Here is a 22,191-nt window from a genome sequence, read left to right as displayed (position 1 = left end):
GCCCGTGCGTCAACACGGTGACAATGCGCCGCGCATTAGCCCGCGTGATCGGCGCGATTAGAAAGTTTGGTTGGGAATGCGCGGCGCGTGCCCTTATCTTCAGTGCCCACTCACACACCGGAGCGCAACATGCTCGCAGGACGCGCCGTACAGGTCACGCAGGCGCTGGAACAGGTCACGGACTATTGGTCACCGCGCATTGTCGGCCAGGTCAACGACCAATACATCAAGGTCGCCAAGCTCAAGGGCGAATTCGTCTGGCACGACCACCCGAATGAAGACGAGTTGTTCTTCGTGGTCTACGGCCACCTGAAAATCGCCTTCGAAGACCGCGCCGATGTGCACCTCGGCCCAGGCGAATTCTGCGTCGTGCCGCGCGGCGTGCGTCACTTTCCCGTTGCCGACGAGGAATGCGGAATCATGCTCATCGAAACGGTGACGACGCAGCACACGGGCGATGTCGTTACCGAGCGCAGCGTGGCGCTCGAGAAACAACTCAACGGATGAACGCGTCGTAAGCCGTCTTCAAAATCAGCGCCAGCACCACCACGATGAACACCTTGCGCACGAAGCGGCTGCCGTGCCGCAGCGCGAGGTGGCTGCCGACCTGATTGCCAGCGACGTTGGCAACCGCCATCACCAAGCCGAGCTGCCACCATACGTGGCCCTTGGCGGCTAACAGCAGCAATGCCGCCACGTTGGTCGCGAGGTTGACGATCTTGGTGGACGCCGACGCGTGCAGGAAGTCGTAACCGAACACGCGCACGAACACGATCATCAGAAAGCTGCCGGTGCCCGGGCCGAACACGCCGTCGTAGAAGCCGATGGCCGCGCCGGCCAGCAATGCCGCCGCACGCTCGCGCCAGCCCTTGAGGCTCGGGGCGTGATCGGCGCCCAGGTTCTTCTTGGCCACCGTGTAGACGAGCAGCGCCACCAGCACAAACGGGAGCGCACGGCGCAGCGGTTCGGCCGGGATATGCATGAGCGCCCAGGCGCCCAGCAGCGAAAAGGCAAACGCCGTGACCACGGCCGGTGCCGTCGCGCCCCAATAGATGCGCACTGTGCGGCCGTAACGCACCGCCGCCGTCGCGGTGCCCGACATCGACGCGACTTTGTTGGTGCCGATGAGAGTGGCGGGCGCGATGTTCGGATACGCCGAGAACAGCGCGGGGATCTGCACCAGGCCGCCGCCACCGGCCACGGCATCGATCAGGCCGGCCAGAAAACCGGCCACGGCGAGCAAAGCGAATTCCATCAGGAGAAAACGAAGCAGGAAGGATTAGCCGAGCGACTTGGGCGACGGGCGTGCGCTGCGCCGCCAGCAGCCGGATGCATCGGGCGTGAAGCCGAGCGCCGCTGCGTCTTCAGCCGAAAGCGCCGCGGGCGGCAGAAGGACGTGGAGTATGCCATGTGCTCTGGCGTACTCATTGACAGCCACCAAGGCCACATCACGCGTGGCACTGTCACCGGAAAACACCATCACGCCCGCCGGCAGCCACGCCACCAAGCCGCCCAGCACCAGATGCGGCACGAGCGTCATCGGAGCCACTCCGATCAACGCCTCGCCCCTTTCGATCAGGAAACACGGATGCGCGCTCGGATGGGCGAGCAGCGTATCGACGGCATGCGCCAACTGCAGCGGCGAGGCGGTCGACGCGAGGGCGGCCAGCAGGCGCGGCCGGTCTTCGGGCGTGGCAAGGCGGGTGGACAGGGTCATGAGCGGCTCTGGCGAGGGCGCCATTGTCATGCAGCGCGCGCATAGGCGTCGACACCGAATGCATTTCTCTTGTGAATGCGCGCGAACCAGAATGGACACGTCCCCCTTCCCCCGGAGCCCGTCATGGCCGACCCGACCCACGCTCTCACCCTGCAATTGCTGCAGTCGCTGGCCGAGCGGCCGCGGCCCTACGCCGAAGTGCTGGAAACGTGGCGGACGTCGTGTCCGCGTTTGTCGATCTGGGAAGATGCGTGCATCGACGGGCTGGTGGACTGCGCGCCCGGCTCTGCGCCTGAACTGCGTCTGGTAACGGTCAGCGCCCGGGGCCGGGCACTGCTGGCTGGCGCTCATGCGAAAAAGTGAGCGCACAAACTAAAAGGCCCTGCCGGGGATCGCCTGGCAGGGCCTTTATCTATTTTGCATCTCCACCGTACGTGCGGTGTGTGCTGTCGTCTCCTCGCTCCCGCCTCATTTATCTCGTGCGAAAACCGTAACGCGACTGTAAAAGATGCACCGCAATGCAGCAACTAGAGCAAACCCTTACGGTGCATCAGGCACCAAGTTCAGCCGTTTGGGTGAAACTCGCTGGCATCTTCTGGCATTGTGGCGTCAACGTCGCAACCAAGGCACGCGCGCCGCGATTTCGCCCATGATGCCGCGGCGGAAGGTCAGCACGCAGATCACGAAGATCGCGCCCGTGACCGTGGTGACCGATTCGCCGAGGATATTGAAGCCGTCGATGCCGGTCGCGCCGGCCAGGAAGCTGCCGACGTCGCCGAGCTTGTTTTCCAGCGCAATCACCAGCGCCGCGCCCAGCAACGGACCCGACAGGATACCCAGGCCGCCCACCAGCGTCATCAGGATGACCGAGCCCGACATCGACCAGTGCACATCGGTAAGCGTCTCGAAGCCAAGCACCAGCGTCTTGAGCGAGCCGGCCAGGCCCGTGAGCGCCGCCGACAGCACGAAGGCCAGCAGCTTGAAGCGATCGGTGTCGTAGCCGAGGGAGGTGGCACGCGGCTCGTTCTCCTTGATGGCCTTGAGGATCTGCCCGAACGGCGAGTGGATCGTGCGAACGATCAGCAGGAAGGCCAGCACCACGATGGCGAGCACGACGTAATACAGCGTCAGGTCGGACGACAGGTCCAGCACGCCGAACAGCTTGCCGCGCGGCACGCCTTGCAGGCCGTCTTCGCCGCCGGTGAACGGCACCTGCAGGCAGAAGAAGTACAGCATTTGCGCCAGCGCCAGCGTGATCATCGCAAAGTAGATGCCCTGGCGGCGGATGGCCAGCAGGCCCACGACCAGACCGATGAACGCGCCCGCCGCGGTGCCGGCCAGCAGGCCAAGCTCGGGCGTCACGTGCAGGTCGCGCATCATGTAGCCGGCCACATAGCCCGCGCCGCCAAAGAAGGCAGCGTGCCCGAACGACAGCAGCCCCGTGTAGCCCAGCAGCAGGTTGAATGCGGAGGCAAACAGCGCGAAGCACAGCAGCTTGGCGACGAACACCGGGTACGCACCGACAAGCGGCGCGGCAATCAGCGCCACCAGCAGCAGGCCGTACAAAACGTATTTGAGGGAAGAAGAGTTGGTCATGTTGGCCGCGCCGCTCATTTCTCTTTACCGAACAGGCCCGCCGGACGCACCAGCAGCACCAGCACCATGATCACGAACACCACGGTCGCCGACGCCTGTGGATAAAACACCTTGGTCAGCCCCTCGATCACGCCCAGGCCCAGCCCGGTGATGATCGAACCGAGAATCGACCCCATGCCGCCAATCACCACCACCGCAAACACGGTGATGATCATGCTCTGCCCCATCAGCGGCGAAATCTGGATGACGGGCGCGGCCAGTACGCCAGCAAACGCGGCCAGCGCCACGCCAAAGCCGTAGGTGAGCGTGACCATCAGCGGCACGTTCACACCAAAGGCTTCGACCAGCTTCGGGTTTTCGGTGCCGGCACGCAGGTAGGCGCCCAGCTTGGTCTTCTCGATCATGAACCACGTGGCGAAGCACACCGCCAGCGACGCCACCACCACCCAGGCGCGATAGTTCGGCAGCATCATGAAGCCGAGGTCGGTTGCACCTTGCAGCAATTCGGGCGTGTCATACGGCAGGCCCGACACGCCGTAAATAGCGCGGAACACGCCTTCGATGACAAGCGTCACGCCCAGCGTGAGCAGCAGGCCATAGAGATGATCGAGCTTGTAGATGAAGCGCAGCAGCGTGCGTTCAATCACCACGCCCAGCAGGCCGATCACCAGCGGCGAGAGCACCAGCATCGCCCAGTACGGCACGCCCAGGTACGAGAAGCCCATCCACGTGAGCACCGCGCCCAGCATGAACAGCGCCCCGTGCGCAAAATTGATGACGTTGAGCAGCCCGAAGATGACCGCAAGGCCGAGGCTCAACATCGCATAGAAGGAACCGTTGACCAGACCCAGCAACAATTGGCTGAGCATGGCCGGTAGCGGAACGCCGAAGATTTCCATCGCGGTCAGGAAGAGAACACCACACCAACAACGTTGATGGCGCCGCCATCCACACGGACGGCGGCGCCGGATTGCCTACGCTTTTACTTCTTCATCAGCGAGCACTTCGACTCGGCCGGCGTGGTGAAGGCCTGTTCGCCCGGGATCGTCGCCACGACCTTCAGGTAATCCCACGGCTTCTTCGATTCGGCCGGCGTCTTTACCTGCAGCAGGTACATGTCGTGGATGGCACGGCCGTCCTGGCGGATGTAGCCCTTCGTGTAGAAGTCGTCGATCTTGGTCTTCTTGAGCTGGGCGATGACCTTGTCCGGATCATCCGTGCCGGCAGCCGCCACGGCCTTGATGTAGTTCGACACCGCCGAATAGTCCGCGGCCTGCAAGCTGCTCGGCATCTTCTTCATCTTCATGAAGTAGCGGTTGGCGAACTTGCGCGTGGCGTCGTTCATGTCCCAGTACCAGCTGTCGGTCATCAGCAGGCCTTCGGCCGTCTGCAGGCCCAGGCTGTGCACGTCGTTGATGAACATCAGCAGGCCGGCGATCTTCATCGTCTTGGTGATGCCGAATTCCTTGGCCGCCTTGATCGAGTTGATCGTGTCGCCGCCAGCGTTGGCCAGACCCAGGATCTGCGCCTTCGATGCCTGTGCCTGCAGCAGGTACGACGAGAAGTCCGACGCCGACAACGGGTGCTTGACCGAACCCACCACCGTGCCGCCGTTGGCCTTGACCACGGCCGTGGTGTCGTTCTCCAGCGAATGGCCGAAGGCGTAATCGGCGGTCAGGAAGAACCACGACTTGCCGCCCTGCTTGACCACCGCGCTGCCCGTGCCCTTGGCCAGCGCCACGGTGTCGTACGCATAGTGGATCGTGTACGGCGTGCACTCTTCGTTGGTCAGGCGCGCCGTGCCGGCACCGATGTCGATGAACACGCGCTTCTTCTCGGAAGCCACCTTGTTCATCGCCAGGCCCGTGGCGGAGTTCGTGCCGCCCAGCAGCATGTCCAGGCCTTGCTGATCCATCCACTCGCGCGCCTTCGAAGCGGCAATGTCGGCCTTGTTCTGGTGATCAGCCGTCACCAGTTCGATCGGCTTGCCGAGCACCTTGCCGCCCGCATCCTCGATCGCCATCTTGACCGCTTCGACACCGCCCTGCCCGTCGATGTCGGCATACAGACCCGAGAGATCGGTGATGTAGCCGATCTTCACCTTGTCGCCGCTTACCTGTGCGTGCGCGCCGAATGCTGCCGCGCCCAGCCCTACCGCCATCAATGCACCAGCCAGCTTCTTGAGTGTCATGGTCTTGTCTCCTGTGTCGTACGCGCCGCGTATCACGCTGGCGCAAGGGTCTTGCAAATCGATCGGGAAAACACCTTAAACGCCGAGCAGCTCGTGCAGCACCGGCATCTTGTCCTGCAATTGCGCCGCTTCGAAGCGCTCGACGATGCGGCCGTGTTCCATCACATAAAAGCGGTCTGCCAGCGGCGCGGCAAAGCGGAAGTTCTGCTCCACCATCACCACCGTGTAGCCGCGCTTCTTGAGCATCAGGATCATGCGAGCCAGGGCCTGCACGATCACCGGGGCCAGCCCTTCGGAAATCTCGTCGAGCAGCAACAGGTTCGCGCCCGTGCGCAGGATGCGCCCGACCGCCAGCATCTGCTGCTCGCCACCCGATAGACGCGTGCCCTGGCTCTGGCGGCGCTCGGCCAGGTTCGGGAACATCTCGTAGATCTCGTCGATGCTCATGCCGGCATTGCCGGTCTTGGCCACCTGGCCCTTCAGCACCGGCGGCAGCATCAGGTTCTCTTCGCACGACAGACTCGAGAAAATGCCGCGTTCTTCTGGGCAGTAGCCGATGCCGCAATGGGCGACCTTGTGCGTGGGCAGGTCGATCGTTTCCACGCCCTGGCCGCTTGCGTCATGTACGACGATGGAGCCCTTGCGCGTGCCCACCAGGCCCATGATGGCGCGCAGCGTGGTGGTGCGGCCCGCGCCATTGCGGCCGAGCAGCGTGACAACCTCGCCGCGGTTCACGGTCAGGTCGACACCATGCAGGATGTGCGATTCGCCGTACCAGGCGTGCAGGTCCTTGATCTGGAGCGCGGGCGTGCTCATTCAGTGTTCTCGTGTGTTCGGGTCTAGCGTTCGCTTACGTTTGATACGCGGCACGCAGCCGCGTCGCGTGATCGATTGGCGTCGATCAGGTAGCCTCAACAGCCTCAATGGCCTTCCAGCGCCGCATCGGCGGTGCCCATATAGGCCTCCATCACCTGCGGGTTCTTCGAGACGTCTTCGTACGGGCCTTCGGCCAGGATCTGGCCGCGCTGCAGCACCGTGATCTTGTCGGCGATGGACGAGACCACGTTCATGTTGTGTTCGACCATCAAGATCGTGCGGCCCTGCGCGACGCGCTTGATCAGCTCCGTCACACGGTCCACGTCTTCGTGGCCCATGCCTTGCGTGGGCTCGTCGAGCAGCATCAGCTCGGGCTCCATCGCCAGCGTGGTGGCAATTTCCAGCGCGCGCTTGCGGCCGTAGGGCAGCTCCACCGTCACGGTGTGCGCGAACTCCGTCAGCCCCACCTGCTCGAGCAGCTCCATCGCACGCGCGTTCAGCCTGTTGAGCGACTGCTCGCTGCGCCAGAACGCGTACGCCGTACCGAGTTGCCGTTGCAGCCCAACGCGAACGTTTTCCATCACCGTCAGATGCGGAAACACGGCGGAGATCTGAAACGAGCGGATGACGCCGCGGCGCGCAATCTGTGCCGGCTTTTCCGATGTGATATCGACGCCGTTGAACAGAATCGTGCCGCGCGTGGGCACCAGGAATTTGGTCAGCAGGTTGAAACAGGTCGTCTTGCCGGCACCGTTCGGGCCGATGAGCGCATGGATGGACCCACGCTGCACGCGCAAGTTGACGTCGGACACGGCGGTAAAGCCCTTGAAGCCCTTGGTCAGTCCGCGCGTTTCGAGAATGATGTCCTGCGCCATGATTCCCTCTTGTCTCCCGCCCTTTTTATGGTGCGGATGATTGTCAACGGCTGTTGCGTTGCAAAACATCGGGGTTTTTACCGAGACGATTACACACCGCTTACGCCTCGGAAACCCGCGCCGGTATTGACTTTGCGGCTCGCAGGAGTGGGTTACGTAGAGTTACGTATCGGGGCAATGCCGATTGCGTATCCAGTGGACACGGGCGGTGTGTCACGCCCGTGTCATCGGCAACGGAACCGGCGTCAGGCTGGCACGGCCTCACCGCGTGCACGCGCCTTGCGCGCAGCACGAATCATCTCGCTCGCCTTCTCCGCAATCATGATCGTCGGTGAGTTGGTATTGCCTGACGTAATCGTCGGCATGACGGACGCGTCGACCACCCGCAGCCCCTCGATACCACGCACGCGCAATTGCGCGTCGACCACCGCGTTTGCATCGTCAGCGCGCCCCATGCGGCACGTGCCGACCGGGTGGAAGATGGTCGTGCCGATCTCGCCGGCGGCGCGGGCGAGTTCCTCATCGGTTTGAAACGCCGCGCCGGGCAGATACTCCTCCGGCCGGTATTGCGCCAAGGCCGGCTGCGCAACGATGCGGCGCGTAAGCCGCAACGAATCCGCCGCGACCTTGCGGTCTTCCTCTGTCGACAAGTAGTTCGGCGCAATGCTCGGCGCAGCAAACGGGTCGGCGGACGTGACGTGCACCGTGCCGCGCGAGGTCGGCCGCAGGTTGCACACGCTCGCCGTAAACGCATTGAACGCGTGCAGCGGATCGCCAAACTTGTCGAGCGAAAGCGGCTGCACGTGGTACTCCACATCGGGACGCGCCACGTGCGGATTCGAGCGCGCGAACACGCCCAATTGCGATGGCGCCATGCTCATCGGCCCGCTCTGGTTGAACGCGTATTGCATGCCGATGAGCGCTTTGCCCCACCACTTGGAGGCGCGCGTGTTGAGCGTCGGCACGCCGTTCACCTTGACCACGCTGCGCAGCTGCAGATGGTCCTGCAGGTTTTCTCCCACACCCGGCAATGCTTGGCGCACCGGGATGCCGAGCGCCTGCAGACGTCCCGGCTGGCCGATGCCCGCCAGCTCCAGCAACTGCGGCGAGTTGATCGCGCCGGCCGAAAGAATCACCTCTTCGCGCGCCGCCACCGTGTAGTCCTGCCCTGCGCCGCGATACGTCACGCCGGTGCAGCGCTTGCCGTCAAACGTCAGCGCCCGCACCTGCGCACCCGTCACGATGGTCAGGTTCGGCCGCTGCGACGCCGGGCGCAGGAAGCCCTTGGCCGTGTTCCAGCGGATGCCGCGTTTCTGGTTGACCTCGAAGTAGCCGACGCCGAAGTTGTCGCCGCGGTTGAAATCACTCGTGCGCGGGATGCCCGCCTGCACAGCCGCTTCGATGAAGGTCTCCAGCACCTGCCAGTGCAGGCGTTGCGGCTCGACGCGCCATTCTCCGTTTGCGCCGTGCCATGCGTTCGCGCCGCCGTGATGGTTCTCGCTGGCCTTGAACAGTGGCAGGACGGCGTCCCACTTCCATGAATCGTCACCGGTGATGGCAGCCCAGCCGTCGTAGTCTTCGCGCTGGCCGCGCATGTAGATCATCCCGTTGATCGACGAGCAACCACCCAGCACGCGGCCACGCGGATACCCGAGCGAGCGGCCGTTCAGGCCAGGTTCTTCGCGGGTGCGATAGAGCCAGTCGGTGCGCGGGTTGCCGATGCAATACAGATAGCCGACGGGGATGTGGATCCAGTGGTAATCGTCCTTGCCGCCTGCTTCCAGCAGCAGCACGGAGACGTCGGGGTCGCGGGTCAAGCGGTTGGCGAGGACGCAGCCCGCAGAGCCCGCGCCGATGATGATGTAGTCGTAGGTGTCCATGTCTCCGTGCTTCTTTTCCTTGGTGTTATTGGTTTTTGTTTTTGTGGTGCAACCAACTCACTTCAAATCAAATCCGCGAAGCCAACCACTCCGTCATCTTCCCAAACACCTCACTACGCAGCGGTTCGGCTTCGTTGAAGATCTCGTGATAGCCGGTGTCGAACCAGGCCAAGGTCCGCAGATCCTCCGGCGCGTTCGCATAGAAATCGCGGCTGCCGGAAGGATCGACAATCGAATCCGCGCCGCCAGCCATCAACAGCATCGGCGCTTCGAGGCGCGGCGCGTCTTGCTGCGCCTGCGTGATCGCATTGAGCATGAACTCCAGCAATGATGCGCTGATTGTGCCCTGCACCAGCGGGTCTGCTCGATAGGCCGGCGCGATGCTCGGGTCATGCGACAGCTTGGCCGGGTCCACTGGATTGGGCACCGCCAGCTTGGGCGCCAGCGCAGAAAGAACGCCACGCACGATGCCCGTTCCGGGCGGCAATTTCACGCGCAGCGCGGGCGACGACAGCAGCACGCCACGCACGGGGCGGATACGCGCGGTGGTGAAGCGCGCGACGATCAACCCGCCCATGCTGTGGCCGAGCACGAACGGCATCTCGTGCCATTCGGCGACAGCCGCGTCGATGATTTCTGCGAGATCGGTGAGGTAGTTGTCTTGCGCGTCGAGCGCCATGCGCGGGCCGCCGCTCTTGCCATGGCCTCGCAAGTCGAAGGCCCGTACGCGCAGGCCAAGGTCGGTGAGCACCTTGGCCACATGCGGATAGCGGCCGCTGTGTTCGGCCATGCCGTGAACGAGGATGACGGTGCCGCGCGGCTCGCCGGTGTCGGGCGCGGGCAACCAGGTGCGGACCAGCAGTTCAGTGCCGTCCTTCATGCGCTGGCGGGATTCCAGTGCTTGCTGGGCGGTGACCTGAGCGGGGGCTTGCGTCATCGGCGTCTCCTCCTTGGGTTGCCAGATTGTGGCATAGACGCCGCCTGTCGCAATCCGCGTCAATCGAGCGGTCCGTCAGTGGCAGCAGGCGTCAGAGTTATCGGGTTCACCGCCCTCGCCGGCCACGCTCTCGAGGATCGGGCAGTCGGGGCGGTCATCACCGTGGCACGCATTGGCGAGCGTCATGAGCGTGTCGCGCATGCTCTGCAGTTCGCTGATGCGCGCGTCGAGATCCGCCACGTGCCGCAGGGTAACGGCCTTCACATCGGCGCTGGCGCGTTCGCGGTCGTTCCATAGCGAAAGGAGCGTGCGAATCTCTTCCAGCGAGAAGCCCAGCGAGCGCGACCTGTGGATAAAGCGCAGCACGTGCACCGCCCGCGCGTCGTACATGCGGTAGTTGCCTTCGGTGCGCGGGCTGGGCGGCAGCAGGCCAATGCTTTCGTAGTAACGGATCATCTTGGCCGACACGCCACTGGCCTTTGCGGCCCCGCCAATGTTGACGGGGCCTTGGGTCTCGTTGATGTCCGTGCGGGTCATGCGTTGTCTCCGGTAGTCCGCCAGCGACGCAGCATCAGTGCATTGGTGACCACGCTTACGCTGGAAAACGCCATGGCCGCGCCGGCAAAGGTGGGGTTCAGCAAGCCGAATGCCGCCAGCGGAATGCCCACCACGTTATAGATGAAAGCCCAGAATAGGTTCTGGCGGATCTTGGCGACGGTGCGGCGCGACAGGTCCAGCGCGTCGCTCACCAGACGCGGCTCGCCGCGCATGAGCGTGATGCCGGCGGCCTGCATCGCCACGTCGGTGCCCGTGGCCATGGCGATGCCGACATCGGCCGCCGCCAGCGCAGGCGCATCGTTGATGCCATCGCCCACCATCGCCACCACATGGCCGCTCTGCTGCCACGCAGTCACGCGTGCGGCCTTGTCTTGCGGCAGCACTTGCGCGGCCACTTCGTCGATCCCCAGTGCCTGCGCCACGCTGCGTGCGGCGCCTGCGTTGTCGCCCGTCACGAGCGCGGTGCGCACGCCGCGCGCCTGCAGCGCGGACACGGCCTCCTTCGCACCGGGCTTGAGCGCGTCGCCAAATGCAATCAGGCCCCGCAACTGCACGCTGCCTCCATCACCCTGCGCAAGCCACGAGACGGTATTGCCTTGTGCTTCCAGCGCGTCGGCGCGCGCTTGCAATGGACTGCGATCCAGCCCAAGTTCATCCATCCACCGCGCATTGCCGAGTTGCAGCGATGCGCCATTCACGATGCCGCGCGTACCGCGCCCAGCCAACACTTCCGGCGATTGCGCGGGCGCGGCTGCGCGACCGCGCTCCTTGGCATAGTCGCGCGTGGCCTGTGCCAGCGGGTGCGTGTTCTCAGCCTGCAGCGCGGCAAGCTGATCGAGCAGTGCATTGGTCTCGATACCGGATGCGGCTTCGACCGCCGTCACGCGCGGCTGGCCGACGGTAAGCGTGCCCGTCTTGTCGAAAACGACGAAATCCACCTGCTGTGCGCGTTCAAGTGCCTGCGCATCTGCAATCAGGATGCCGCGCCGCGCACCCGCACCCGTGCCGGCCATGATGGCGGACGGCGTGGCAAGACCCAGCGCACACGGGCAGGCAATCACAAGCACCGCGACCGCGTTGACGATGGCCGTCTCCCACCCGGCACCAGCGATAAACCAACCGGCCAGCGTGAGCAACGCCGCCGCCAGCACCGCCGGCACGAAGATGGCGCTTACCCGGTCGACCAGTTGCTGGATCGGCGGCTTGGCGGCCTGCGCGTCTTCCACGAGGCGGATGATGCGCGAGAGCATGGTGTCGGCGCCGATCGCCGTGGTGCGCACGAGCAGCACGCCATCCGTGGCGATCGCGCCGGCGGTCACGTGATCGCCTTCGTGCTTGGGCACAGGCAGGCTTTCGCCGGTCAGCATGGATTCATCGACGTGGCTTGCGCCTTCCAGCACCACGGCATCCACGGGGATGCGTTCACCGGCGCGCACGGACACCACGTCGCCCACGCGCACCTGGGCGACGGGGGTATCGCGCAGCGTGCCATCGGCACTGCGCACGCGAGCGGTATCGGGACGCAGTGCCTGCAGCGCGCGGATGGCCTGCGCGGTCTGGCGCTTGGCACGCACTTCCAGCCACTTGCCAAGCCGCACCAGCGTAATGACCACGGCTGCGCTTTCGAAGTACAAGTGCGGCTCATGGTGCATCCCGCCCGCTCCCGCGCGCCACCACAGCCACAGCGATAGCCCATACGCCGCCGACGTGCCAAGCGCGACGAGCAGATCCATATTGCCGGCACCCGCGCGCACCGCCTTCCAGCCCGCCTTGTAGAAGCGCGCGCCAATCACAAACTGCACCGGCGTCGCCAGCAGCCATTGCGCCCAGGCGGGCAACATCCAGTCACCGCCGAACCACCCCGAGATCATCGGCAATACGAGCGGCACGGAGAGTGCGGCGGCAATCCACACGGGGCCGGCACCCTCCCAGAAGTCGGGTTCGGCTGGCGCCGGGGCGGCGGTTTCGTCGGAAGCGACGCGCGCCCCATAGCCGGCGGCCGTGACGGCGGCGATCAATGCATCGCTGGCGGCGGCGCCCTGCACGCGCGCGCGCTCGGTCGCGAGATTTACGCTCGCTTCGGTCACACCTGGCACTGCGCGCAAGGCACGTTCGACGCGGCCCGCACAGGCGGCGCACGTCATCCCGCTGATATCCAAATCGGTGGAAGTCACGTCGGCAAGGCTGGCGGCAGTCATGGAAGCGTCCGTTCTGAAGAAGATGACATCAGCCTAGACCTTCCCATCTTGGCAAGGTCAAGTTGCATTTTACGCTTGCGGTTCCCACGATGGGAAGGTTCATACTGCTTACGTGATTCTCTCTTCCTCTTTTCAGGAGCAAACCATGACGACGTCTTCCACGATCTTTTCCGTGTCTGGCATGAGCTGTGGCCACTGTGTGTCGGCCGTCACACGTGCGGTGCAGCAAGTCGATGCCGGTGCCAGTGTCAAAGTAGACTTGGACAAGCAGACCGTGGCCGTCACCAGCGGCGCCAGCACCGATGCGGTCAAGGCCGCCATCGAGCAAGCCGGCTACCCGGTCAAAGCCTTCGCCTGAACCTAGCGCGGGCAACAAAAAAAAAAGGCGTGCCGCTGTGGCACGCCTTTTTGATTGTGCGGAAACCGCTTAGAAACGGTAGCCGACGTTCAGGAAGGTCACGACCGGGTTGATCTTGATCTTCGCTTCGCTCACAACGTGGACGCCGGTCGCCGTGGTGCTGTCAATCGTTGCCGTGGTCTTCAGCGGCAGGTACGACACCGACAGACCAACGAACCAGTCCTTGGTGATGGCGTATGTAGCACCCACGTTCAGCACCGGGTTCAACGAACCGTCGGTCGACACGTTGCTCTTGCTGCCCGGGCCGGCCAGCTTCGTCTGGAAGGCGCTGTTCGTGATCTTCTCGTCGGAGAACCACGTGTAGTTCAGGCCCAGACCAACGTACGGGCGGAACTTGGTGTCGGCGTTGAAGAAGTACCACTTCGCCAGCACGGCCGGGCTCCATTGCTTGGCCGAGCCAATTTCGCCGTAACCCGACAGCGCGCCAGTACCTTCGATCTTGTGGCGCGGCGGAATGCCGCCCACGAGTTCAACGGCAATGTTGTCGGTAAAGAAGTGCGTGAAGGCGAGACCAACGGTGTCGGCTTCCTGAATCTTGGCACCCGTGCCGGACTGCGATTGATTCACCGGCATCCCGCCGATGCTCTTTACCAGCAGCGGATCGCTCGAGCTGTTCGGCATCACGCGGAACCAGCCGAGGCTAACGATATTGCTGCCGGCAGCCTGTGCGTGCGCGGCGGTGGCGAGGATCATCCCGGCGGCGGCCGCCAGTGCTTTTTTATAGGCCATCTCTGTATGTGCTCCTGTGTCAGACGCATCCGATGCAGACGGTTGAACCGTTTGCGGTGCGTTCTAAGTCTCCTCCCAGGCGGAAGGGATGGCCATTATCCCGTGTGATTGCCTTGGCTAGAACCCTTTTTCTAGAGGTTTCCTGTTACAAGCTGTGCGCTAGATCGGCCTGCTGCGGGCGTCTTCAGCACATGCTCAGTTTTTAAACAGGCTTGGACTTGGACAGCGCGAGCACGCACGCGGCCAGATCCCACAGGGCACTGCCAACGCTTTTGAATACCACTGGCGACACCGGCGCGGGCTGCGTCAGCGTGTCTGGCGGCGTATCGACGCACTGTTGTAACGGCCGCACACGCGACCACGGCACGCCGGCCTGCAGCAGGTCGCCCGCTTCGGCTTCCAGGTCGACCAAGGTATCGGCGTAGAGCCGATCGACCGCGGCGGCATGCACGCACAGACGCGGCGGCAGCTCGGCCATGTCGGGCCGGAACGCGCCAACGGCGGCGATGAAGTGATGTGCGCCCCAGGCATAGCCAGCAGGGTGACTTGGATCACCCAAATCGGGCAGCACTGGTTGCGATGACGGCGTCGCCGTGATGACCAGCGGCGTCTGCGGGAGCACCGCACGGGCGGCATCTGCCACGCCAGCCGCATCGCCACCCGCCAGCGCAGTGGCGTCCATGCCGAGCGCGCGAGCGTACCCCGCCAGCCCATCCGCGCTGGCAGCCGTGCGCGCGATGATCGTGACGCGTCGTGTACCCAACCCGAAGCGGAAGGCTTCCAGATGCGCGCGTGCCTGGGCACCGGCCCCGACCAGCAGCAAATCCCCCGCCGGCTGAGGCGCCAGCAAGCGCGCTGCCAGCAACGACACAGCCGCTGTGCGGTGTGCGGTGACGGTGGGGCCATCCAGCATGAGTTGGCGCTCGCCGGTTCGGGCGTCCATCACCACCACCTCGCCGTGAATGGCCGGCAAGCCCTGCGCAGGGTTGTGCGGATGCACGGTGATCATCTTGGTGACAGCGATGTCGGCGTTGGACGCGGGCATCAGCAGCAAACTGCCGCCATCAGCCACCGGCATCACAAGCCGCGCGGGCGCCTGGGCACGGCCCGCGCGTGCATCGCGCAATACCTGAGCGATGGCATCGGCCAGCGCGGCATAGGGCAAGCGGGCCGCCGTGGTGGCAGCATCGAGGGTCTGCAGCATCGGGCTCCCGCAGAGGAGAAACGTCGGACGGACCTTATGCCGCGGCGCGGCGCGCGGAGGGCGTGCGGCGCGTAAGCAAGCCGGCGCTGATAAGGAGTTGGGCGGCGGCGTAGCTCCACCAGATCGCCAACTCGTGATCAGTAAACGGGAAGACGAACACGCTGATACCAATCATGGCATCGGAAGCCGCAAAGGCGAGTGCGCCCCAAGCCGTCAGCGGCCCAGGCAGGCGCGCCAGCAATGCCGCGCACACCATCGCCGAGAGCACCAGCATGTAGACGATCACGGGCCCTTTTAACTCGCGCAGACCCGGCCAGTACCACAGCAACATGCCGATGGCCACGCCGATCATCAAGCCGACGCCAATCATGCGGATGGCCGACGACGCCCCGCGCAGCCCCACCAGCACCCGCAGGTAGCACACGTGCGCCAGCAGGAAACAGCCCAGCCCCGCCATGAAAGAGAACGCCAGCCACGGCAACGCTAGCCATAGATCGCCGAGTGCGGAAAACACCATCGCGCCGATCAGCCAGCGCCGCTCGCGTGGAATCTCGTGCAACGATGCGGCGCGCGCCAGCAGCAACGCCATCAGCATTTTCCACAGCGGCTGCGCAACGATGCGGCCCACGAGTGGGGTGCCGGGCGGTACCTCGACGGCCACCATGGTCAGCATGCCGCCGTAAGTGACGCCTGCCACTGCAGCGGCCACCCACCACGCGCGAACCCGTGCCGGCATGCCGTAGCCGCCTGACAGATGCGCCGGCGTGTGCACCGGATGCGTGGTGTGTCCCTCAACCATTGTGGTCTCCCGCCTAGACAGGCGTTTCAAATCAGCAAAGTGATGTCGGCTTGCAGCGTGACACGCCGCGCACCCTGGCGCAAGGCGCCAATTTACCCACCAAGGTGGGATAGCGGCAACGCGCCATCTCGCTTCAAGGCCGTTAGAACGATATTGGAACGCACGTTATCCACACCCGGCACGCGCATCAACTTGCGCATGACGAATTCCGACAGCGCAGGCAGATCGGGCACCACCACACGCAGCATGTAATCGGCGTCGCCGGCCACGGAATAACACTCCTGCACGGCGTCGAGCAGGCTGATCTCTTCATGAAAGCGTTCGACGATGGCGTCGCCGTGGTGCGCCAGCTTGACGCTGGCAAACACCGTCACGCCCAAGCCCAGCCCCGTCGGCGAAAGCACCACCCGGTAGCCCTCGATCACGCCTTCCGATTCAAGCCGCGCCAAACGCCGCCCGACCTGGCTGGCCGACAGGTGAACCTGCTCCGAGAGCTGCTGATGCGTCGCACGCCCATCGCGCTGAAGGGCCGCCAGCAGGGCCAGATCGAAGGTATCGAGCGAAATCATGCACATCTCCTGCGTTGATAAGCTGAATTTTGCATGGTTTCCGCAAACAATGTGCAATGGGTGGCGGTTTTGCGGCCAACCCGCGTGGGCGCGCCCATACACTGGCCGGACTTTGATTGCACAAGATCGACATTACAAATGGACATCGCAACCACCGCCCCCGATGCAGCCCAAAACGCCGCTCCGGCCGGCTTCAACGGCACCCTGACCGACAAGCTGCGCGAGCAATTCGCAGAAGGCCTCGACGGCCAGACGCTGCGCGCCGACTTCACCATGCAGCAGCCAGTGCACCGCTACACCGCTGCCGATCACGCAACGTGGCGCACGCTGTACGACCGCCAGGAAGCGCTGCTGCCCGGCCGTGTGTGCGATGAATTCCTGCAAGGCCTGTCGACGCTGGGCATGAGCCGCGATGCCGTGCCGTCATTCGACCAGCTCAATGAAACGCTGATGCGCGCCACCGGCTGGCAGATCGTCGCCGTGCCGGGCCTGGTGCCCGACGAAGTGTTCTTCGATCACCTGGCTAACCGCCGTTTTCCCGCCAGCTGGTGGATGCGTCGCCCCGATCAGCTCGACTACCTGCAAGAACCGGATTGCTTCCACGACATCTTCGGCCACGTGCCGCTCTTGATTAATCCGATCTTTGCCGACTACATGGAAGCCTACGGCAAGGGTGGCCTGAAGGCCGCACGCCTGGGCCAGCTCGACATGCTCGCGCGCCTGTACTGGTACACGGTGGAGTTCGGCCTGATCCGTACGCCGGCGGGCCTGCGCATCTACGGTGCGGGGATCGTGTCGAGCAAGAGTGAATCGGTGTACGCGCTGGATTCGGCGAGCCCGAACCGCATCGGCTTTGACGTGCGCCGCATCATGCGTACGCGCTACCGCATCGACACGTTCCAGAAGACGTACTTCACGATCGACAGCTTCGAGCAGCTGTTCGACGCCACGCGTCCGGATTTCACGCCGCTGTATCAAGAACTCGCCACGCTGCCGACGATCGGTGCGGGCGATGTGGTGGAGGGCGATGTGGTGCTGAACGTGGGCAACCGCGAAGGTTGGGCAGACACGGCGGACATCTGAGCACAGATATTTGAGCGCTGACTATACTGCGCGCATTCAAGACAGAACTTCGCCCCCATCATGATGCCCACCCTGAACGACGACCAACGCAAAGCTCTCTTTGCCGAAGTGCCCGGCTGGACGCTGCAGAGCGACCGTGACGCCATCCAGAAAACGTTTACCTTTGCCGACTTCAACGCCGCGTTCGGCTTCATGACGCGCGTGGCAATCAAGGCCGAGCAGATGAATCACCACCCGGAGTGGTTCAACGTGTGGAATCGCGTGGACATTACGTTGTCCACGCATGATGCGAACGGGCTCACGCACCGTGACGCCGATCTTGCGCGCTTTATCGAACAGGCCGCGAAAGGCGCAGGCGCCAAGTAATCACCGCAATGCTGGCGCTCAGCCCTGTATGGTTGCGCGCCACGCCTCATACGCTGTCCGCGCCTTGTCGCCCAACTCCTCAGGGGCGATGCGGGTGGCGCCTTGTACAATCATCAGCGCATACGGCTTGGCCAGCGCCGACGCCTCGGCACACAGCCGCAGTTCCTCGCCTTCGGCGGGCGAACGGGCACGCCAGAAATTGATGGCGGCCTCCAGATCGGTGATGGTGAGCAGGGCATCGGTCATCCGCGCATTGTAGCGCTGACCAATCTCGCCGATTGTCCCTTTTTGCCCTTTCCGCCCCGCATCTGGATCGAGTCAATGCGCATCCTGCTGATTGAAGACGACCGTGCCATCGCCAGCGGCATCCATTCCGGGCTCACGCAAGCCGGGCATCGCGTGCATGTCGTGCACGACGGTGTCTTCGCCACTGAACAACTCACGCGGCAGACACACGATCTGGTCATCCTCGATCTTGGGCTGCCCGGTATCGACGGTATGACGCTGCTGTCGCAGTTTCGTGCGCGCGATCGCGTGACGCCCGTGCTGATCCTGACCGCCCGCGACGGCCTGCTCGACAAAGTGAATGGGCTGAACGCCGGCGCGGATGATTACCTGCTCAAGCCGTTCGAAATGCTCGAACTCGTGGCCCGCGTGGGCGCACTGCTGCGCCGTCGCAATGATTCGGCCGAACCCGCAGCGCGCCCTGACATTCTTGTCGGACGGCTGCGCATGAGCGGCGTGGAGCGGCGCATCTTTGTCGATGCGGCGCCGCTGGAACTGTCGCCGCGCGAATTCGCCGTACTGGAGCTGCTGATGCTGCGCCAGGGCCGGGTGGTCAGCAAGGTGCAGTTGCAGGATCACCTCGCGAGCTTCGGCCACGCCATCGGAGAAGCCAGCCACGATGTGGTGGGTGACACGGCCATCGAAGTCTATGTGCACCGGGTGCGCCGCAAGATCGAGCATTCCGAGGCGGAGATCGTCACGGTGCGCGGCTTCGGTTATCTGTTGCAGGCACGCGCCGCGGCGTAGCTCTCGTTCATGTTCAAGCGCCACCGCCCTGCCTCGTCGTCGGTTTCATCAGCTCCGGCCAAGGGTGGCAACGGTGCAATCAGCCTGCGCCTGCATCTGTTGCGTGCGCTGGCGACACCGTTGTTTGGTTTGGTGGTGGGTACCGGTGCGCTGGCGTATTGGCTGGCGGCGCACTACACCGCCCAGGTATTCGATCGCGCCTTGGTGGGCGTGGCCAACACGCTGGCCGAACAGTTGCGCATTGCTGGCCCGAAGGTGCCGGCGGCCAAGCTCTACGACATCGCCCTCACCGCCCAGACGCTCGTTCAGAACAGCGGCGACGACCGCATCTACTGGCGCATTTCCGGCCCCACGGGCACGCTGGTCGGGCGCGACACGCCGCTGGGCTACGGCTCGGGTCAGGTGCGCATTGGCGATGCGCGCGTGTTCTACAGCTGGATCGACGGCAAACAGGTGCGCGCCGTCCATCTGCTCGTTCCGGGTGTAAGCGCGGAGGTGCCCAAGCCGCGCTCGCCGCGCCAGCCTGTGCCGCCCGAACCTGAAGACGACGTCACGCGCCCGGCGCTTGCGCCCACACAGGCGCAGACGGCACCGGCGCTCAATCCATCCAATCCGCCCGACACCATGAAGGCCGAAGACGGCATCGTCGTGGAAGTGGCGGAGCTGCTGGACCATCGCGATACCGCCGCCAAGGAAGTGCTGCTGTCGGTATCCATTCCGTTGATCGTGCTGCTGGCCATCGGGGGGCTCATCCTCTCGCTCGTGCTCAAGGAAGAACTGCAGCCGTTGCAGACGCTGGCCGACACACTCAACAAGCAGAGCGCACGATCGGTGACGCCGCTGCCCGCGGAATCAGCGGAACACGTGCCCGCCGAACTGCAACCGCTCATCAACGCGATGAACGCGCTGCTGGCCCGGCTGCGCGACGCACTCGAAGCGCAGCGCACCTTCATCGCAGACGCTGCACATCAACTTCGCACGCCGCTCACCGCGTTGAAGCTGCACGCCGATCGCGCGGTCAATGCCAAGACGTTGGACGATGCCCTGCCCGCATTGTTGGAGCTGCAATCGGGTGCGAACCGCGCGGTGCGTCTGTCCAACCAGTTGCTGACGCTGGCGCGTGCCGAATCGGGCATGACGCTCGATCAGCTAGGCCAACCGATGCGGGTCGATCTTGTCTCGCTCGCGTTCGATACCGGTGCCGAGTGGGTGCCGCGCGCGCTTGCGCGGGGGCTGGATCTGGGCTTTGAGGCCTGGCCGCAGGAAGCGACGTCACCGGGTTCCCTGCAGGCGCCGGTGCTGGCCAATGTGGTGCTGCTGCGCGAGGCCATCAACAACCTGCTCGACAACGCCATCAAATACGTGCCGGCCGGCGGACGCGTGACCTTGCGCGCCGGCATGGAGGCCGACGCGGCGTCCCAGTGGTGGGGTGTGGTGAGTGTCGAAGACAACGGCCCCGGCATTCCGCAGGAGCGGCGCGGTGAAGTGTTTCAGCGCTTCTTCCGTGGGGATGCGGACCACCGCCCGGGGCAGCCGCAAGGCAGCGGCCTGGGCCTGGCCATCGTGCACGACATCGTGCGTCTGCACGGCGGCACCGTCGCCATTGATGATGCGACCGCGCGTGATGGCAGCCGCGTGATGCGCTTCGTGTTACGCCTGCCGCTAGCAGGTGAATCTGTCTGAACGACGGTCGTCCGGCTTATTTCTTCTTGCGCTTATCAGGCGGCGCCAGCATCGTGCCGCGGCACTTCTTTGCGCCGCAGCGGCACGCAAACTGTTCCTTCAGTGCCTTGGTCTGGCGGCCCTCGATGACGAGGCCGTAGTCGTAGAACAGTTCTTCGCCGGCTTCGATGTCGCGCAGGGCGTGAATGAACACGCGGCCATCCGCTTCCCGCGCCTCGCAGTTCGGCTTGCAGGCGTGGTTGATCCAGCGCGCGCGGTTGCCGCCGTACTTGGCGTCGATCACGCTGCCATCTTCCAGGCTGAAATAAAACGTGTGATTCGGGTCGGACGGGTCATGGGGATGGCGGCGCAACGCCTCCTTCCACGTGATGTGCTCGCCCTTGTATTCGATGATCTTCTTGCCGCGTGCGATGGCGACCACGGCGTACACGCCGCGACCATGCACGCCCGATTCGCGCACCTCGATGCGGTCGCGGCGGCGCAATTTGGCCGGAGCTTCCGGCGCGGGCGAGGACTCAGCCAGAGCCGGCGTGGCATCAGGAGACGTGCGTGTCATGGGAAATGGCGCAGTAAAGCGAAACAAAAACGTCGATCAACGAAGCCGTGAGCCTACACCAAAAGCATGGCTTCTCGACACTTGCAGCAACCCCATGCCACCCGGCCAATGTGGATAACTTAGCCTGCAGCTGTGGATAACTACCGGCAAAGGCTGTTGGCTGTCTGTGGCTGCCCTGTCGACGGTGTGGGCACAAGTGACCGGGTTGCCAGTCGGGCGATCGGAAAAAGCAGCAAGCTATCCACCTGAGGGCACACGCGGTACCCCCTGTTTTGCTTGCCGCAAGTGCTTGAACCCAAAGCCCTTTTCCCACTTATCCACAGAAACTATCCACCGTTATCTACTACTACTATCTGTATACATAAGAAAAAAGGTAAACCAACCAATCGACTTGCGTCGAACCTATCGACGAGCCAACAAGCCAATCGCAAACCGGATCATCAAGTGTCAACAATGATGTGATGTGATGGGATCGCCTCGCAACGTAGGCCCCATGCGGGTTTGCGGAACCCGGATGCCGGGCGCGGTTACAAAGCTCACGTGCCGGCGCTGTTCGCATGCCGGTATCATGTCGCCCTTGGAGCCATCCCCCGGACGCTCTGTTGTGTGTTTTATCTACTCTTGAAGGGAGTCAAGCAATGACGAAAACCGAACTGATCGACGCCATCGCCAGCGGCGTAGACGGTCTGACCAAGGCCAAGGCCGAGCAGGCACTGAACGTGACGCTGCAAGCCATCATGGAATCCGTTGGCAAGGGCGATGCGGTCAGCCTCATCGGCTTTGGTACCTTCAGCCAAGGTGAGCGTGCCGAGCGTATGGCTCGCAACCCGCGCACCGGCGAAGAAATCAAGGTCGAGGCGGCCAAGACGGTCAAGTTCAAGGCCGGCCAGAAGTTCAAGGACGCTGTCAACGCCTGATGCAATGACAGCCCTCGGCGCAGCCAGCCGGTCTGGTGAGCGCCAACGACGCGGCATGCCGCTGCAT

The 22,191-nt window shown here is 64.1% G+C and carries 25 protein-coding genes; 8 read left to right on the top strand and 17 right to left on the bottom strand.

Annotated elements, in window-relative coordinates:
* Positions 1-129 precede the first annotated feature (129 nt).
* Positions 130-507 (top strand): cupin domain-containing protein, encoded by a 378-nt coding sequence (locus tag ACTJK4_RS01720; protein WP_440815599.1) that lies wholly within the window; start codon positions 130-132, stop codon positions 505-507.
* On the opposite strand, the gene ACTJK4_RS01715 is transcribed toward ACTJK4_RS01720, so the two are convergent.
* Both ACTJK4_RS01715 and ACTJK4_RS01710 read right to left on the bottom strand, forming a co-directional pair.
* The gene (locus tag ACTJK4_RS01715) at positions 497-1,255 is read right to left on the bottom strand and encodes a sulfite exporter TauE/SafE family protein (protein WP_316880649.1); all 759 of its coding nucleotides are present in this window, start codon (positions 1,253-1,255) and stop codon (positions 497-499) included. The genes ACTJK4_RS01720 and ACTJK4_RS01715 overlap by 11 nt on opposite strands.
* 24 nt (positions 1,256-1,279) lie before the next feature.
* A complete protein-coding gene (locus tag ACTJK4_RS01710; protein WP_440815595.1) occupies positions 1,280-1,717 on the bottom strand; it encodes a hypothetical protein in 438 nt (145 codons plus the stop codon).
* Between the two features lie 123 nt (positions 1,718-1,840).
* Between ACTJK4_RS01710 and ACTJK4_RS01705 the strand changes: the two genes are divergently transcribed.
* Positions 1,841-2,080 (top strand): hypothetical protein, encoded by a 240-nt coding sequence (locus tag ACTJK4_RS01705; RefSeq protein WP_322016941.1) that lies wholly within the window; start codon positions 1,841-1,843, stop codon positions 2,078-2,080.
* Between the two features lie 246 nt (positions 2,081-2,326).
* Here ACTJK4_RS01705 and ACTJK4_RS01700 read toward each other — a convergent pair whose 3' ends face one another.
* The 9 genes from ACTJK4_RS01700 to ACTJK4_RS01660 form a co-directional block, all read right to left on the bottom strand.
* The gene (locus tag ACTJK4_RS01700) at positions 2,327-3,313 is read right to left on the bottom strand and encodes a branched-chain amino acid ABC transporter permease (protein WP_232041408.1); all 987 of its coding nucleotides are present in this window, start codon (positions 3,311-3,313) and stop codon (positions 2,327-2,329) included.
* A 14-nt stretch (positions 3,314-3,327) separates the two neighbouring features.
* The gene (locus tag ACTJK4_RS01695) at positions 3,328-4,212 is read right to left on the bottom strand and encodes a branched-chain amino acid ABC transporter permease (RefSeq protein WP_260803590.1); all 885 of its coding nucleotides are present in this window, start codon (positions 4,210-4,212) and stop codon (positions 3,328-3,330) included.
* A gap of 83 nt (positions 4,213-4,295) precedes the next feature.
* Positions 4,296-5,504, bottom strand: coding sequence for an ABC transporter substrate-binding protein (locus ACTJK4_RS01690; protein ID WP_253535762.1), 1,209 nt, complete (start codon positions 5,502-5,504; stop codon positions 4,296-4,298).
* A gap of 75 nt (positions 5,505-5,579) precedes the next feature.
* Positions 5,580-6,320, bottom strand: a complete 741-nt coding sequence (locus ACTJK4_RS01685; protein ID WP_232041411.1) for an ABC transporter ATP-binding protein — start codon at positions 6,318-6,320, stop codon at positions 5,580-5,582.
* A gap of 104 nt (positions 6,321-6,424) precedes the next feature.
* Positions 6,425-7,195 carry an ABC transporter ATP-binding protein gene (locus ACTJK4_RS01680; protein WP_092976200.1) on the bottom strand — a complete coding sequence of 257 codons (771 nt, stop codon included), beginning with the start codon at positions 7,193-7,195 and terminating at the stop codon, positions 6,425-6,427.
* A 245-nt stretch (positions 7,196-7,440) separates the two neighbouring features.
* Positions 7,441-9,075, bottom strand: coding sequence for a GMC family oxidoreductase (locus ACTJK4_RS01675; protein ID WP_440815591.1), 1,635 nt, complete (start codon positions 9,073-9,075; stop codon positions 7,441-7,443).
* A gap of 67 nt (positions 9,076-9,142) precedes the next feature.
* Complete coding sequence (locus ACTJK4_RS01670; protein WP_440815588.1) at positions 9,143-10,012, bottom strand: lysophospholipase; 870 nt, start codon at positions 10,010-10,012, stop codon at positions 9,143-9,145.
* 75 nt (positions 10,013-10,087) lie between these two features.
* Positions 10,088-10,549, bottom strand: coding sequence for a Cu(I)-responsive transcriptional regulator (gene cueR, locus ACTJK4_RS01665; RefSeq protein ID WP_232041414.1), 462 nt, complete (start codon positions 10,547-10,549; stop codon positions 10,088-10,090).
* Complete coding sequence (locus tag ACTJK4_RS01660) at positions 10,546-12,768, bottom strand: heavy metal translocating P-type ATPase (protein WP_440815586.1); 2,223 nt, start codon at positions 12,766-12,768, stop codon at positions 10,546-10,548. The genes cueR and ACTJK4_RS01660 overlap by 4 nt, the downstream gene beginning before the upstream one ends.
* Before the next feature lie 145 nt (positions 12,769-12,913).
* On the opposite strand from ACTJK4_RS01660, the gene ACTJK4_RS01655 reads away from it, so the two are divergent.
* The gene (locus ACTJK4_RS01655) at positions 12,914-13,126 is read left to right on the top strand and encodes a heavy-metal-associated domain-containing protein (RefSeq protein WP_260803596.1); all 213 of its coding nucleotides are present in this window, start codon (positions 12,914-12,916) and stop codon (positions 13,124-13,126) included.
* A gap of 69 nt (positions 13,127-13,195) precedes the next feature.
* On the opposite strand, the gene ACTJK4_RS01650 is transcribed toward ACTJK4_RS01655, so the two are convergent.
* The 4 genes from ACTJK4_RS01650 to ACTJK4_RS01635 form a co-directional block, all read right to left on the bottom strand.
* Positions 13,196-13,915: an OmpW/AlkL family protein gene (locus ACTJK4_RS01650; RefSeq protein WP_024977203.1), complete on the bottom strand. Its 720-nt coding sequence runs from the start codon at positions 13,913-13,915 to the stop codon at positions 13,196-13,198.
* Between the two features lie 202 nt (positions 13,916-14,117).
* The gene (locus ACTJK4_RS01645; protein ID WP_440815583.1) at positions 14,118-15,119 is read right to left on the bottom strand and encodes a delta(1)-pyrroline-2-carboxylate reductase family protein; all 1,002 of its coding nucleotides are present in this window, start codon (positions 15,117-15,119) and stop codon (positions 14,118-14,120) included.
* A gap of 34 nt (positions 15,120-15,153) precedes the next feature.
* Positions 15,154-15,918 (bottom strand): lysoplasmalogenase, encoded by a 765-nt coding sequence (locus tag ACTJK4_RS01640; RefSeq protein ID WP_440815581.1) that lies wholly within the window; start codon positions 15,916-15,918, stop codon positions 15,154-15,156.
* Positions 15,919-16,010: 92 nt separating this feature from the next.
* Positions 16,011-16,487, bottom strand: coding sequence for an Lrp/AsnC family transcriptional regulator (locus ACTJK4_RS01635; protein WP_004628561.1), 477 nt, complete (start codon positions 16,485-16,487; stop codon positions 16,011-16,013).
* A 138-nt stretch (positions 16,488-16,625) separates the two neighbouring features.
* Here ACTJK4_RS01635 and phhA point away from each other — a divergent pair, with 138 nt between their 5' ends.
* Together phhA and ACTJK4_RS01625 are read left to right on the top strand one after the other, a co-directional pair.
* Positions 16,626-17,570 (top strand): phenylalanine 4-monooxygenase, encoded by a 945-nt coding sequence (gene phhA / locus ACTJK4_RS01630; protein WP_440815578.1) that lies wholly within the window; start codon positions 16,626-16,628, stop codon positions 17,568-17,570.
* 60 nt (positions 17,571-17,630) lie between these two features.
* Positions 17,631-17,936 (top strand): 4a-hydroxytetrahydrobiopterin dehydratase, encoded by a 306-nt coding sequence (locus ACTJK4_RS01625; protein WP_440815575.1) that lies wholly within the window; start codon positions 17,631-17,633, stop codon positions 17,934-17,936.
* An 18-nt stretch (positions 17,937-17,954) separates the two neighbouring features.
* Here the strand turns inward: ACTJK4_RS01625 and ACTJK4_RS01620 are convergent, their stop codons facing one another.
* Positions 17,955-18,182, bottom strand: coding sequence for a DUF3717 domain-containing protein (locus ACTJK4_RS01620; protein WP_440815573.1), 228 nt, complete (start codon positions 18,180-18,182; stop codon positions 17,955-17,957).
* Positions 18,183-18,257: 75 nt separating this feature from the next.
* Between ACTJK4_RS01620 and ACTJK4_RS01615 the strand changes: the two genes are divergently transcribed.
* Both ACTJK4_RS01615 and ACTJK4_RS01610 read left to right on the top strand, forming a co-directional pair.
* Positions 18,258-18,968, top strand: coding sequence for a response regulator transcription factor (locus ACTJK4_RS01615; protein WP_440815570.1), 711 nt, complete (start codon positions 18,258-18,260; stop codon positions 18,966-18,968).
* Between the two features lie 9 nt (positions 18,969-18,977).
* Complete coding sequence (locus tag ACTJK4_RS01610; protein WP_440815568.1) at positions 18,978-20,651, top strand: sensor histidine kinase; 1,674 nt, start codon at positions 18,978-18,980, stop codon at positions 20,649-20,651.
* 16 nt (positions 20,652-20,667) lie between these two features.
* On the opposite strand, the gene ACTJK4_RS01605 is transcribed toward ACTJK4_RS01610, so the two are convergent.
* A complete protein-coding gene (locus tag ACTJK4_RS01605; RefSeq protein ID WP_322016948.1) occupies positions 20,668-21,207 on the bottom strand; it encodes an SET domain-containing protein in 540 nt (179 codons plus the stop codon).
* A gap of 638 nt (positions 21,208-21,845) precedes the next feature.
* On the opposite strand from ACTJK4_RS01605, the gene ACTJK4_RS01600 reads away from it, so the two are divergent.
* Entirely contained in the window at positions 21,846-22,124 is a 279-nt protein-coding gene (locus tag ACTJK4_RS01600) for an HU family DNA-binding protein (protein ID WP_004628548.1), read from the top strand.
* Positions 22,125-22,191: the final 67 nt, after the last annotated feature.

The sequence above is a fragment of the Ralstonia sp. 22111 genome (genome assembly GCF_052045895.1).
In the GTDB taxonomy this organism is placed as follows: Bacteria; Pseudomonadota; Gammaproteobacteria; order Burkholderiales; family Burkholderiaceae; genus Ralstonia; species Ralstonia wenshanensis.
The sequence above is the reverse complement of the archived record's forward strand: the minus strand, read 5'-3'. Positions and strand labels throughout refer to the sequence as shown.

Coding starts and splice junctions, on each gene's coding strand:
- ACTJK4_RS01720 (WP_440815599.1), top strand. CDS start 130: ATGCTCGCAGGACGCGCCGTACAGGTCACGCAGGCGCTGGAACAGGTC.
- ACTJK4_RS01615 (WP_440815570.1), top strand. CDS start 18,258: ATGCGCATCCTGCTGATTGAAGACGACCGTGCCATCGCCAGCGGCATC.
- ACTJK4_RS01705 (WP_322016941.1), top strand. CDS start 1,841: ATGGCCGACCCGACCCACGCTCTCACCCTGCAATTGCTGCAGTCGCTG.
- ACTJK4_RS01625 (WP_440815575.1), top strand. CDS start 17,631: ATGATGCCCACCCTGAACGACGACCAACGCAAAGCTCTCTTTGCCGAA.
- ACTJK4_RS01620 (WP_440815573.1), bottom strand. CDS start 18,182: ATGACCGATGCCCTGCTCACCATCACCGATCTGGAGGCCGCCATCAAT.
- cueR (WP_232041414.1), bottom strand. CDS start 10,549: ATGACCCGCACGGACATCAACGAGACCCAAGGCCCCGTCAACATTGGC.
- ACTJK4_RS01605 (WP_322016948.1), bottom strand. CDS start 21,207: ATGACACGCACGTCTCCTGATGCCACGCCGGCTCTGGCTGAGTCCTCG.
- ACTJK4_RS01710 (WP_440815595.1), bottom strand. CDS start 1,717: ATGACCCTGTCCACCCGCCTTGCCACGCCCGAAGACCGGCCGCGCCTG.
- ACTJK4_RS01640 (WP_440815581.1), bottom strand. CDS start 15,918: ATGGTTGAGGGACACACCACGCATCCGGTGCACACGCCGGCGCATCTG.
- ACTJK4_RS01650 (WP_024977203.1), bottom strand. CDS start 13,915: ATGGCCTATAAAAAAGCACTGGCGGCCGCCGCCGGGATGATCCTCGCC.
- ACTJK4_RS01660 (WP_440815586.1), bottom strand. CDS start 12,768: ATGACTGCCGCCAGCCTTGCCGACGTGACTTCCACCGATTTGGATATC.
- ACTJK4_RS01700 (WP_232041408.1), bottom strand. CDS start 3,313: ATGACCAACTCTTCTTCCCTCAAATACGTTTTGTACGGCCTGCTGCTG.
- ACTJK4_RS01635 (WP_004628561.1), bottom strand. CDS start 16,487: ATGATTTCGCTCGATACCTTCGATCTGGCCCTGCTGGCGGCCCTTCAG.
- phhA (WP_440815578.1), top strand. CDS start 16,626: ATGGACATCGCAACCACCGCCCCCGATGCAGCCCAAAACGCCGCTCCG.
- ACTJK4_RS01715 (WP_316880649.1), bottom strand. CDS start 1,255: ATGGAATTCGCTTTGCTCGCCGTGGCCGGTTTTCTGGCCGGCCTGATC.
- ACTJK4_RS01680 (WP_092976200.1), bottom strand. CDS start 7,195: ATGGCGCAGGACATCATTCTCGAAACGCGCGGACTGACCAAGGGCTTC.
- ACTJK4_RS01685 (WP_232041411.1), bottom strand. CDS start 6,320: ATGAGCACGCCCGCGCTCCAGATCAAGGACCTGCACGCCTGGTACGGC.
- ACTJK4_RS01695 (WP_260803590.1), bottom strand. CDS start 4,212: ATGGAAATCTTCGGCGTTCCGCTACCGGCCATGCTCAGCCAATTGTTG.
- ACTJK4_RS01690 (WP_253535762.1), bottom strand. CDS start 5,504: ATGACACTCAAGAAGCTGGCTGGTGCATTGATGGCGGTAGGGCTGGGC.
- ACTJK4_RS01645 (WP_440815583.1), bottom strand. CDS start 15,119: ATGCTGCAGACCCTCGATGCTGCCACCACGGCGGCCCGCTTGCCCTAT.
- ACTJK4_RS01655 (WP_260803596.1), top strand. CDS start 12,914: ATGACGACGTCTTCCACGATCTTTTCCGTGTCTGGCATGAGCTGTGGC.
- ACTJK4_RS01610 (WP_440815568.1), top strand. CDS start 18,978: ATGTTCAAGCGCCACCGCCCTGCCTCGTCGTCGGTTTCATCAGCTCCG.
- ACTJK4_RS01670 (WP_440815588.1), bottom strand. CDS start 10,012: ATGACGCAAGCCCCCGCTCAGGTCACCGCCCAGCAAGCACTGGAATCC.
- ACTJK4_RS01675 (WP_440815591.1), bottom strand. CDS start 9,075: ATGGACACCTACGACTACATCATCATCGGCGCGGGCTCTGCGGGCTGC.
- ACTJK4_RS01600 (WP_004628548.1), top strand. CDS start 21,846: ATGACGAAAACCGAACTGATCGACGCCATCGCCAGCGGCGTAGACGGT.